The organism is Sphingopyxis sp. BSNA05, assembly GCF_013265645.1.
Classification (GTDB): domain Bacteria; phylum Pseudomonadota; class Alphaproteobacteria; order Sphingomonadales; family Sphingomonadaceae; genus Parasphingorhabdus.
The window spans coordinates 17,397-29,309 of record NZ_PYIA01000139.1; the positions used below are offsets into that span (position 1 = coordinate 17,397).

Here is an 11,913-nt window from a genome sequence, read left to right on the forward strand (position 1 = left end):
CCAACCGGTTTTTCAATTGCGCCATTGAATGCCGACACCGGTCGTGCCAATCGATCCGGAAATTCTTCTCTGGAGCGCCCTTTGCCCGCCTATCTTCTGCCTTTTCCCGCTATGCTCCTGGGCCTTGTCGTCGGCAGCTTTCTGGCGACACTGATAATCAGATGGCCGGAAGGCCGATCGGTGGTTGCCGGTCGCTCCGCCTGCGATCATTGCGGACATAATTTACGCGCCGGCGAGCTGATCCCGGTGCTCAGCTTCGTCCTGCAGGCCGGGAAGTGCCGGCAATGCGGAGCGGCAATTGCCAGAGATCATCCGGGAATCGAACTGGCGGCTGCACTGGTCGGCGGGCTTTCGGTGCTGGTTTCGCCGGACGGGAACGGACTGGCTGGCGCGCTATTCGGCTGGCTGTTGCTGACACTTGCAGCGCTCGACGTGAAGCATCACTGGTTGCCCGACCGCCTGACGGCAACGCTGGCGATTTCCGGTGTTCTGGCCAGCCTGTTGTCGGCAGCCCCATCCTTGGAGGATCGGCTGATCGGCGGCGTGGCCGGCTTTGCATCCCTGGCGATCATAGCGGCCCTATATAAAGGCATCAGAAAGCGCGACGGCATGGGTGGTGGTGATCCCAAGATGCTTGGCGCGATCGGCTGCTGGCTGGGCTGGCAAATGTTGCCGCTTGTCCTGCTCGGCGCCAGTCTGGTCGGAATCCTGGTCGCGATCTCCTGGCGACTGCGGGGCAAAAGCGTGGCTGCCGGAACCATGCTGCCGCTCGGCAGCCTGATGGCGATTGCCGCTTTTCCGCTCTGGCTTTTCCAGGCCGCCACTGTGGCCCCGCTCTATTGAATTGCTTGCGCGCGCAGACAGCGGAAAAAGCCGTTGCCAGCGCAATGGCTGTTCGCTAACAGAGCCACGATTTCGCTGTACAGCAAATGATACAGCCGGAGCCCTGTGGTGGAATTGGTAGACGCGCTGCACTCAAAATGCAGTTCCGCAAGGAGTGCCCGTTCGAGTCGGGCCAGGGGCACCATCACCGACATTTCCTAGGAAAATGCTGTGGCTGTCTGACAAGCATTCTCAAGGACCAGCCGTGTTTACGGGATATTTTTCTCAATATTTGCCTATGTCGCTCGAACGGTTACACATAGGGACGAATCAAAGCGTCCTCAAGGTTGCGGAGGGGACGCGCAGAAGGGCAGGGCTGCCGAATTTCTCGGCAAATTCGGGTTCCAGGCCGCAAGTCCATGGGACGCCAATTTATCCAAATCCGGATAGCTGTGACTTAGTTGCAACGATATTGCGAATTTCGCGGATTTCGCGCCTATCCGGCGGGATTCTCTCGCTTATAGTCTGGACTATTCCCGCCATATAGACCAGTTCCTGCCGCACAATGGGTAGTTGGACCCATTCCAAAAATAAGCTCACCGATCGACAAGGTCGGAGCGCAGGAGAAACACATGAAAATCGCTAAATTTCTAGCCGCTACAGCATTGGGCGGTGTCATTGCCGCATCACCTTCCTACGCACAGGATGTGCAGGAAGAAGAAGCCTTCAATGACAATGTAATCGTCGTCACCGCATCCAAGCGTGAAACCACGCTGCAGGAAACGCCGATTTCGGTCTCGGTCACAACCGGTGAAACGCTCGAGAACGCACAGATCCGTGACGTACTCGACCTTCAGTCGGTCGCTCCTTCGCTGCGCGTCAGCCAGTTGCAGACATCTTCGGCATCGACCTTCATCATTCGCGGCTTCGGCAACGGCGACAATAACTTCGGCATCGAGCCTTCGGTCGGCGTCTTCATCGACGGCGTGTTCCGGTCCCGCTCGGCTGCGGCTCTGTCCGACCTTCCCAATGTCCAGCGCATCGAAGTCCTGAACGGCCCGCAATCGACACTGTTCGGCAAGAACGCATCGGCCGGCGTTATCTCGGTTGTGACGCGGGAACCGCAATTCCAGTTCGGCGGTGCGGTCGAAGCCATTTACGGCAATTACAACAATGTCGTCGTCAAGGGCGACATCACCGGCCCGCTGACCGACAATATCGCATTCTCGGTCGACGGCAGCTATAACCGCCGCGACGGCTATGCCAAGATTGTCAATCTGGGCGAAGAGCAGAATGACCGGAATCGCTGGGCGGCTCGTGGCCAGCTGCTGATCGAGCCGACGTCGGACATCACGATCCGTGCGATCGGTGACTATTCGCGGATTGACGAAATCTGCTGTCAGGTGACGACGGTTGTCGCCGGACCAACCGCCGGAGCGATCCAGTTGCTCGGTGGCCAGTTCTCGACCGACCGTTTCAGCTATGATGCCTATCTCAACCAGGTTCCGATCAACAAAGTCGACAATTACGGCGGTTCGATCCAGGTCGACTATGATGCAGGTCCGCTGTCTTTCACCTCGATTTCCTCCTATCGCGAACTGAAGAACCTGTTCGTTTCGGACATCGATTACAGCAGCCTTGATGTTGCGAACGAAACCCGCAACCAGAAGGTGAAGACGCTCACCCAGGAATTCCGCGTCGCGTCCGACTTTGACGGTCCGGTCAACTTCCTGCTTGGCGGCTATTATTTCGACGAAAGCATCTCGCAGAAAAGCCAGATCGAAAACGGCACGCAGATCCGTGACTTCTTCGAAATTCTGGCAGGCGGAAACCCGGCTGACATCATCGCCGGCAACCCAAGCGTTTTCAACGGAGTCGAACTGGCTCTGGGTCTGCCACAGGAATCGATCTTCCTCACCCCGCTGCTGACGTCCGAACAATTCTCGATGGACAACACGTCCTATTCGATCTTCGGGACGGTTGATTTCGAACCGGTCGATGGCCTCGTCTTTACCGGTGGTTTCAACTATACTGACGACAAGAAGGATTTTGCCCTCGCGCAGCAGAGCTTCGATCCACTGGGCCAGATCAATCTGGTAGACGCCTTCATCGTCGGTGCAACCAGCGGAACGGTTACCACGCGTGACCAGTTCCAGGCGCTTCCCGCCACAACCCAGGCGGCTTTGCTGGCTGCGGCAACCGACCCCAACGTAAACCCGTTGCTCGGCCTGTCGGCATTCCAGTTCCAGCCACCGTTCGTAACTATTCCGAATGCTGTCGAAGACGGAAAGACCCGTGACGACAAGTTCACCTATCTGCTGCGCGCATCCTATGCGATTTCTGATCAGGTGAACGTCTATGCGAGCTATGCAACCGGTTTCAAAGCGAGCTCGGTCAACCTTTCGCGTGACAGCCGGCCTTCGAGCACCGACTATATCGCGGGCCCGGGCGGATCGACTTTCGCAGCGCCCTCGTCACCAATTCTCGACGGCGGTCTGGCTGTTCCCAATCTGAGAAGCGGTTCACGCTTTGCAGGACCGGAAAATGCCACCGTCTATGAAGTTGGCGTCAAAGGTCAGTGGGAAGGCTTCGGCTTCAACCTCGCATTGTTCGACCAGACCATCAAGGGCTTCCAGAGCCTGGCCTTTACCGGCACCGGTTTTGCCCTGCAGAACGCAGGACAGCAGTCGGTCAAGGGTTTCGAGTTCGACAGCAATATCAATCCGGCCGACGGTTTGGTGTTCACATTTGCAATGACCTATCTCGACCCGCTATATGATGACTTCCCGGGTAGTGTTCTCGGTAATCTGAGCGGCGCAACGCCGGGTGGTATTCCCGAATTCGCTATTTCGACTTCTGCGACCTATTCGCATGAATTCGGCGGCAGCGGAAATATGCTGATTACGCGGATCGACTATAGCCATGAAAGCAATACGCCGATCAACAACGGTCTGCCGACCTTCAACGCTGACCTGGGCAACACCCAGATCTTTGATCGCGAGGTCAATCTGGTCAACGGCTCGATGACGCTCAAGCTTGAAAATGGCCTGGAAGTCGGTGCCTATGTTCGCAACCTGCTGAACGACCAGTTCCTCACGACAGTGTTCGACGGTGTAGCCCAGGCGGGAACGGTTTCCGGTTATCCGAGCGCTCCTCGTACCTACGGCGGTGTTGTCCGGTTCAAATTCTAAGATTGAACAAAATTACAAGATTGGGCCCTGCCGGGAAACCGGCGGGGCTTTTTTGTATCCAAATTGCATCAAATTGCCCCGATATGGTGCAAAAATGTAATGCCTTCATGCATTTTCTAAAATTCCGGCTGGACTTAATCGCGCGATTAGTTGAATGTTTACCAATCGGGGGGATGAGCAAAAGCTACACTCTCCGGTGAGAACGTTGGGATTTGGGAGAGAGAAATGCGTAAATCGCTATTGTTGGCTGCTACAGCTATATCTGCAACGTCCGTACCTGCCATGGCGCAGGGTCAGGACAATGGTGTTATTGATAACAATGTCATTATCGTTACCGCGCAACGTCAGGCGCAAAGTGCCCAGGACGTGCCGATTGCCGTTTCCGCATTTTCACAAGAGGCGCTCGAAGCGCAGCAGATCGAGAATAGTTCCGATCTCCAGCTGACGCTTCCGAACATCACATTTACCAAGACCAATTTTACCAGTTCAAGCTTTACCATCCGCGGGATCGGCGACCTTTGCGTCGGCGTGTCTTGCGATCAGGCGACCGCCATCCACCTGAATGATCAGCCTCTGTTTTCGACTCGTCTGTTCGAAACAGAATTCTTCGATCTGGAGCGCGTGGAAGTCCTGCGCGGACCGCAGGGTACATTGTTTGGCCGGAACGCGACCGCAGGCGTTGTGAATGTCGTCTCCGCGAAGCCGAATCTCGGCGAGTTTCAGGCTTCGGGCGACGCGGAATATGGCAATTATAATGCGATCAAGGTCAAGGGCATGGTCAACGTCCCGCTGGGCGACAGCCTGGCGTTCCGCGGTGCCGGCATTTATGTGAAACGCGACGGCTACACAACCAATCTCAACGGAGGTCCCGATCTTGATGATCGCGATCTCTATTCGATTCGCGGCTCGCTGCGTTTCGAGCCAGGCCCCGACACCACGATCGATCTGATGGCATCCTATTTCCGTGAAGACGACAACCGGATGCGGATCCAGAAGCAATATTGCCAGCGCGACGAAACCGGTATTTTGGGCTGTCTGAACAATCGCCGCGATGCCCAGGCGTTCAATGGAAACGCCACTTTCACGGCTGCATTATCTTCGCAGGAGTTTCTCGCAACGCAAGGCATACCAACCGCTTTCGCACTGGGTAGTCTCTATGGCCCCGATCAATATGAAGGCGTTGGCATCCCATCCGACCCGCGGACGGTCAACACGGCTTTTACACCGGAATATTTCACCAGTGAGCTGACATTCCAGGGCAAGATCGAGCATGATTTTGGTCCGATCAGCGCGCAGCTTTCCGGAACATATCAGAAGGTGAAGCTGGATTCACGGCAGGATTATAACAACAATATCGGTCGCCGGGACGGCTATGCGCCTGGGCTCAACACGCTCGCAGCCGCCGCCGCGGGGCTTGTTCCAGGTCTTCCGGCTTCCTATTTCGCACCGCTCGCTGCGGCAATCATTCCCGATGGGCCAAATGGTGTATTATGTACGTCAGATACCGATACGATCGGTCTCGGTGCGTTTGGCGGGAACAGCAATTGTGCAACATCGCCGCTGCAATATGACCGTTCAAACCAGTATAATAGCAGCTGGTCGGCGGAAGCGATCATCTCGAGCGATCTGGATGGACCATTTAACTTCCTGCTGGGTGGTATTTATGCCGATTATCATCTGACCGAGAACAGCTATTATGTGAATGCGTTCGCAATCGACTATGTTGCCGGTTTGCTTGGCAGTTTCACGTCTCTGGGTGGTGGTTTGGATCCGTCATTTCTCGGAACGCCTTACTTCCGTAACAATACGGATGATCTGACCGTTAAATCCTACGGCCTGTTCGGCGAAGTCTATTTCGACATCAGCGACACTCTGAAGCTGACCGGTGGTTTGCGCTACAATAATGACAAGAAGAACGTCCAGGCGCGGTCAACCCTTGCCAGCTTCCTCGTTCCCTATAGTCAGACCACGAACGCGTTCGAATCTCCCTTTGTCGGATCATTCGATGCGGACCCAGGCACGCCCGGCAACCAGATATTCCAGAACCGGCAAGTCAAGAATGACGAGATTACGGGACGTGCGGTTGTCGACTACAAGCTGACCGAAGACAATCTGATCTATTTCTCTTATTCCCGTGGCTACAAGTCCGGTGGCCTCAATCCGCCGTTGCAGCCGATTTTTGAGGTTCCGGAATCCTTCCGGCCCGAGCAGGTGGATGCATTTGAAATCGGTTCGAAAAATACGTTCGGCGATGGTGCCTTGCAGCTCAACCTGACGGCCTTCTATTATAAATATAAGGATCTGCAGCTGAGCAAGATCGTCGCGCGCACCGCGGTGAACGAGAATATCGATGCCGATATTTACGGTGCGGAAGTCGAGGCGATCATTCGTCCCGATCCGGACTGGACGATCAACATGGGCTTCAGCTATCTGCACACCGAGGTCAAGGGAGACACTTTCAACAGCGATCCCCGTGACTTTGGCGGCGGCCGTTCCGATGCCGTGATCATCAAGGATATCACCAACGCTTCCAACTGTGCGGTTACATCCACGTCAGGCAATGCTGCCGGGGTGAATGCATTCGTCAACAGCGTGAACGGGGTGATCAACGCGGGGCTCGTTCCCGGACTGGCCGCTGGCGCGGGTTTGCAGCCAACCGTATCCTTCCCGGCTGACGGCGGCATAGCCTCCACCGGTGCATTCGGGATCTGCGGTGTACTGGAAGCTGCTGCAGCGGGCGCATTTGCGGGCGCTGGTCTGGATCCGGCTGCCTTTGGCGGAATCGAATATTTCGCTGCCGGTGTCCCCAAGAATATCCGTGGCAACTCGTTGCCACAGGCGCCGAAGCTGAAATTTTCCATCGGCGTTCAATATAGCATGGAATTCGACAATGGCATGAGCCTCGTTCCGCGTGTCGACCTTGCCTATACCGGAGAAAGCTATGGCAGCATTTTCAACGGCAATGTCAACCGGATCGACGGCTATGCGCAAGCCAATGCCCAGATCCAGCTGAACGGTACCGATGACCGCTGGTATGTCCGCGGCTTTGTCCAGAATATCTTCGACAGCAATTCCGAAACAGGTCTCTATGTAACCGACCAGTCTTCGGGGCTCTACACCAATGTCTTCACGCTCGAACCACGGCGTTACGGCATCGGTGCCGGCTTCAAATTCTGAACTGAAGCGACCTAGATATGAAGAGAGCCCTGCCGGGAAACCGGCGGGGCTTTTTATGCCACCAGGTAGCACCCGATTGTTCGCAAGCTATCCCGTCGCCGTCTCGGTCCAGATGGCGTCCATAGGCGCACTGGCTGCGATATATCGGCGTCGGACCAGCCGCTCTGGCTGCTGCACAATTCGGATAATAATCCCCAGAGCCTGTCGGACGGGCTGGCTGTCGCGGCGTGGCGCCGCCGCCATGAGTGCCTACCGCCAACTGTCGATCAATATGGAAAGCGTGGGTTCGGTCCGCGCGCCATGCGCTCTGATGCGCCATTTTTCGCGGCAGTGTCGCACATGTTGGCCAGAGTGATCTGCAATATTCATCTGATAAACGGCAAGCCTGGGCTTGGGAAAGACCCACAAGCTCGGGCCGCTTCGCCTGAGCCAACAGCTGTCCGGTCATATGGCTATTTCCCAAGCAGTTGGCTGTCAGAGTTTCCCCGCCGCCTGTTTGATCGCGCGCCTGATGCTCATATATGTGGCGCATCTGCAGATATTGCCGCTCATTGCTTCATCGATGTCGGCATCCGTCGGGGCGGCATTCTGGCTCAGCAAGGCAGTAGCGGCCAAGATCTGACCGGATTGGCAATAGCCGCATTGCGGGACATCAATTTCCACCCATGTATCGCGAATTGCATCAGCTGCAGTTCCTGCCAATCCCTCGATGGTCGTGATTTTCGCATTGTCGAGACTGTCATGTGGTGTGATGCAGGCGCGGGTCGGGGTGCCGTCCACATGGACGGTACATGCACCGCATTGCGCGATCCCGCACCCGAACTTGGTCCCGGTCATTTTCAGATGATCGCGAAGAACCCACAGCAAAGGGGTCCCCGGCGCTGCTTCTACCGTTTCTTTTTTCCATTTATGTTCAGGGTCGTCGCCATGAAATGCTCCTCAATCAACGTGTCGAGATGGCTGGAATATCCAGCTTGTCGCGATTGGCCCCGATCAGCGGCAATGTCCTGAAACGCTGCCCGGTGGCGTTGAAAATTGCGTTCGCCAGGGCAGGTGCTGCGGGTGGCGTCGGCGGTTCCCCGACCCTGCGGGCCGGCTGTTGGAGGCAATGATCTCGACTTCGAAAATTTTCGGGGCCTCGCCCATTCGCATGACTCGCCAGCTGGGAAAATTATCCTGCACAACGGCGCCATTTTTCGCGGTTATCTCTCCGTAAAGCGCATTTGACAGGCCAAAATCGTTCCGCCTTCCATTTGCGCCCTTGTGTGGCGCGGGTTGACCACCGTCCCGGCATCTGCCGCAAGCCATATACCGGGAATGGTCAGAGTTCCGTCCGAAGCAACTTTCACTTCGATCACGGTGGCGACATAGGTCAGAAATGACCGGTGAGCCGCGATCCCAAGGCCATGCCCTTCGGGAAGCTTTCTTCCCCAGTCGGCCATTTTTGCGGCCAGCTTTGTAACTTCGGCCAGCCGGCCGGTATCGATTGGATAGTCTTCCGTCGAGCCTCCATAATTCCTGTAACTAGCCTGTTCCGCATTGGGGTTGACCAGTCTCGGTTCCCCGATCAGTTCCAGCAGATAGTCCTTTTGGTCACGCCCGGCTGCATGCGCTATTTCCGCTGCAAAGCTCTGGACGGCAAAGGCGTGGTAGATATTGGCAACCGATCGCAACCAGCCAATTCGCAGATGACCCTTGGCAGTGCCGGATTCGACCTGCAAATTGGGGATCGCGAACGGTACATCGATGGCGCCCATACCCATTTCACCATCCGAAGGCACATCCGTCGCGGAGTCGAATGTGGAACTGATTGGCGGAAAGACAGAACGGTGACGATAGGCGGTACATTTGCCTGCACTGTCCAGTCCCGCTTCAAGCCTTTGCGCGCTGGTGGAGTGATAGAAACCATGCCGGACTTCGTCTTCTCTGGTCCATGTCACCTTGACCGGCTTGCCCACCTCCCGTGCGACAAGAGCGGCTTCGACCACAAAATCCGGTTTGGACTTTCGTCCGAAAGCGCCACCCAGCCAGGTGGCGCGCACCGTGATATTTTCCTTATCGATGTCCAGCACGTCAGCCAGGGTCTGCCGTGTTGCCTGCGGGTCCTGGACACAGGCCCAGCATTCCAGCTTGTCACCGGTCCAGCGTGCCGTGGCCGCAGGCGGTTCCATCGGCGATTGCGAAAGATGCGGGGTGTAATATTCTGCGGAGATGGTTTTATCGGCTGCAGCCAGAGCTTTGCCGGCATTTCCCCGGCTACGGCGGACGGTTCCGGGTTGCCGGGCCTTGATTTCCATCGCCTTGCGAAAATCATCGGAGTCATAGCCGGCATTCGGTCCGTCCAGCCATTCGACCTCCAATGCGTTGCGCCCCTGAATCGCGGCCCAGGTGTCGGTCCCGACGACGGCTATACCGCCCAGCGGTTGAAACATCGCGGGCGGCTTCGCGTCCGGTAGTTTTACGCTTTGCAATACGCCCGGAATGGCGAGGGTCTTGCTATCGTTGAAGGATCCGGTCCGACCAAAGACCTGGGGTGGCCGCGCGATGACAGCATAAACCATGTCCGGCACATCGACATCAATGCCGAATGTTCCTTCCCCTCTGGTGATCAGCGGAACTGTCAGTGAAGGAATTTCCTTGTTTATATAGCGCCAGTCCTTCGGATCCTTCATAACAATATCGGCTTCTGACGGTACCTGCAGTCGGGCGGCAATATTGGCCAGATTGCCGTAGGACAGGGTCTCGCCATTCTCGCTGTTCGAAACTTTGCCTGTTGCGGCGCTGCACTGCGACGGATCCAGTTTCCAATAGAGAGCCGCTGCCGAGACGAGCATCTGTTTCATCGCCGCGCCAGCGAGGCGCAGCCTGTGAAAATTATAGCGTACCGAACGCGATCCGTCCGTATTCTGGTCGCCATAGCGCTCGTGCCCTTCGGCCTGGACAATTTCGACATTCTCCCAGTCTGCGTCCAGTTCGTCGGCAATAATTTGCGCCATTGAAGTCCAGACCTGTTGACCCATTTCCGATCGGTGGCAGGTGATCTTGACCGTTCCGTCCTTTTCGATTGCAATCCACAAAGCGGGTGTCGCATCTCCGCCTTCCACGTCGGTAAGCGGGCTGGGCCCTGCTTGGGGAATCTTCATATTTGCAGCGTCAACATCGGGTTCCGTATTGGAACAGCCCGCCAGCGTGACCGCAACAACGAAGAGACCGGTTCCCGCTACGAACCCGCGGCGAGTGAGGTTGATTATAGAAGGGGACGGTTCAGCTGCTGCCGGATTTTTCTCCCGAGAGGGAATGATTCCAATATCTTCCAAGAACATTTCAAACCTCTTTGACTGGGCGATAAAAGCTGGGATTGTCGGGCCGATCGACCCCAGGCAACAATCTAGCACAACTTGTTTCGAAAGAAAGTTGAATTATTACCAAATTCCAATAATGTCATATTTCAGGACCGGTTCACTTTGACAGACCCCGATTACCGGCTATGGAAAAAGGCAATGGAAAGTTCCGTAATGCTATCCCGATCGCTCTCTTCCCAGTCAGCACTGGTTGTATATCAACCATGGATCGCGGTTCCGTTTTGACGCTGGAAGCGAAAGCAAGGGAAGCTTTGAAGCACGGTGACATACCGGCTGCTGCGGCTGTCGCCAGATCCATGATATCGGCTGATGAAGCCCAGCCTGCAGGCTATTTCCTTCTCGGGATTGCCGCCGCCGAAGCCGGCCAGATCGCCAAGGCTGTACCGCTGCTCGAAGCCGCGGTGGAACGGGGACCGGAAGCGGAACATCTGGCACAACTGGCGAAGCTGCTCATCCTGCTGCGGCGTGATGGCGAAGCCGCTGAGGCCGCGCAACGGGCAATGGCGCTTGCACCCCGTGATGCGCGGACTTTCGATACGATCGGTTGCATATTTACCCGTCTGGGCGATCATGAGGGGGCGGTCCCGCCTTTCCAATCCGCGGTTGCCGCCGAACCGGATAATATCGACTATCGCTATAATCTCGCGGCCGCTGCCGGCTTTACCGGCCGGGTCGGGGAAGCCTTGGCCCATTATGAAGCCATAATATCCGCCGACCCCGGCAATGCGCGAGCCCATTACGCGCTGGCGATTGCTTCCCGCCAAACGCTGGAGTCCAACCATGTGCCACGGCTGAAAGCGGCACTGAGCGGGGCAGTGAAGCCTGGCGACGCGCTGCGCATCCACTATGCGCTGGCGAAGGAACTGGAAGATATCGGTGATGGAGAATCCTTCCTTCATCTTTCCACTGCCAATGATGAGCACAAGCGTTCGCTCCGATATGATTTCGCGCAGGACCAGGCTATATTCGACGCGATCGAGAATCTTTTCTCGGAGCAATTACATAGTCTCCGCCCCGCGCCAGGATGTTCCGAGGAGACACCGATATTTGTGGTCGGCATGCCCCGCACGGGAACGACTCTGGTTGATCGCATTCTTTCGTCACATCCCGATGTCGGGTCGGCGGGGGAGCTGCAAGCCATGCCGCTTGCGGTCAAGCGTCTGGCAGCGACATCGTCCCGTAATGTCATCGACCGGGAAACGATCATGGCGAGCGGCGATATCGATCCGGTGAAGATCGGTGATGCCTATCTCGCCCAGGCTGGCCACCACAGACATGAGGGTGCGGCGCGCTTTACTGACAAATTGCCCGCCAATTTTCTTTATATCGGTCATATTGCGCGCGCTTTGCCTCATGCAAAA

7 protein-coding genes, 1 tRNA gene and 1 pseudogene are annotated in these 11,913 nt (G+C 56.4%); 6 read left to right on the forward strand and 3 right to left on the reverse strand.

All coding sequences use genetic code 11. The features are described 5' to 3' along the window. Window positions 1-111 precede the first annotated feature (111 nt). The 4 genes from C8024_RS16335 (at window position 112) to C8024_RS16350 (ending at window position 7,190) form a co-directional block, all read left to right on the forward strand. Entirely contained in the window at window positions 112-843 is a 732-nt protein-coding gene (locus C8024_RS16335) for an A24 family peptidase (RefSeq protein WP_173207128.1), read from the forward strand. 100 nt (window positions 844-943) lie between these two features. Next, a tRNA-Leu gene (locus C8024_RS16340) sits at window positions 944-1,027 on the forward strand. 427 nt (window positions 1,028-1,454) lie between these two features. Beyond that, window positions 1,455-4,013 carry a TonB-dependent receptor gene (locus C8024_RS16345; RefSeq protein ID WP_173207114.1) on the forward strand — a complete coding sequence of 853 codons (2,559 nt, stop codon included), beginning with the start codon at window positions 1,455-1,457 and terminating at the stop codon, window positions 4,011-4,013. 225 nt (window positions 4,014-4,238) lie between these two features. Then, window positions 4,239-7,190, forward strand: coding sequence for a TonB-dependent receptor (locus C8024_RS16350; protein ID WP_173207118.1), 2,952 nt, complete (start codon window positions 4,239-4,241; stop codon window positions 7,188-7,190). Here the strand turns inward: C8024_RS16350 and C8024_RS23690 are convergent. Both C8024_RS23690 and C8024_RS16360 read right to left on the reverse strand, forming a co-directional pair. Beyond that, on the reverse strand, window positions 7,180-7,722 hold the full coding sequence (locus C8024_RS23690; RefSeq protein WP_173207121.1) for an excalibur calcium-binding domain-containing protein: 543 nt from the start codon (window positions 7,720-7,722) through the stop codon (window positions 7,180-7,182). The genes C8024_RS16350 and C8024_RS23690 overlap by 11 nt on opposite strands. Further along, window positions 7,665-8,119, reverse strand: a pseudogene (locus C8024_RS16360) ((2Fe-2S)-binding protein). Before C8024_RS16360 ends, C8024_RS23690 begins: the two are co-directional and overlap by 58 nt. A gap of 3 nt (window positions 8,120-8,122) precedes the next feature. Between C8024_RS16360 and C8024_RS20480 the strand changes: the two are divergent. Further along, window positions 8,123-8,302 (forward strand): hypothetical protein, encoded by a 180-nt coding sequence (locus C8024_RS20480; protein WP_217272265.1) that lies wholly within the window; start codon window positions 8,123-8,125, stop codon window positions 8,300-8,302. Between the two features lie 90 nt (window positions 8,303-8,392). Here C8024_RS20480 and C8024_RS16365 read toward each other — a convergent pair whose 3' ends face one another. Then, window positions 8,393-10,333 carry a molybdopterin cofactor-binding domain-containing protein gene (locus C8024_RS16365; protein WP_217272266.1) on the reverse strand — a complete coding sequence of 647 codons (1,941 nt, stop codon included), beginning with the start codon at window positions 10,331-10,333 and terminating at the stop codon, window positions 8,393-8,395. A 422-nt stretch (window positions 10,334-10,755) separates the two neighbouring features. Here C8024_RS16365 and C8024_RS16370 point away from each other — a divergent pair. Beyond that, a partial coding sequence (locus C8024_RS16370; protein WP_254306017.1) for a tetratricopeptide repeat-containing sulfotransferase family protein occupies window positions 10,756-11,913 on the forward strand: 1,158 nt, incomplete at its 3' end.

Bases quoted from the DNA above. Each gene is read 5' to 3' on its own strand.
- C8024_RS16365 (WP_217272266.1), bottom strand. From the start codon at position 10,333: ATGAAGATTCCCCAAGCAGGGCCCAGCCCGCTTACCGACGTGGAAGGC.
- C8024_RS16345 (WP_173207114.1), top strand. From the start codon at position 1,455: ATGAAAATCGCTAAATTTCTAGCCGCTACAGCATTGGGCGGTGTCATT.
- C8024_RS16335 (WP_173207128.1), top strand. From the start codon at position 112: ATGCTCCTGGGCCTTGTCGTCGGCAGCTTTCTGGCGACACTGATAATC.
- C8024_RS16350 (WP_173207118.1), top strand. From the start codon at position 4,239: ATGCGTAAATCGCTATTGTTGGCTGCTACAGCTATATCTGCAACGTCC.
- C8024_RS20480 (WP_217272265.1), top strand. From the start codon at position 8,123: ATGCTCCTCAATCAACGTGTCGAGATGGCTGGAATATCCAGCTTGTCG.
- C8024_RS23690 (WP_173207121.1), bottom strand. From the start codon at position 7,722: ATGCGCCACATATATGAGCATCAGGCGCGCGATCAAACAGGCGGCGGG.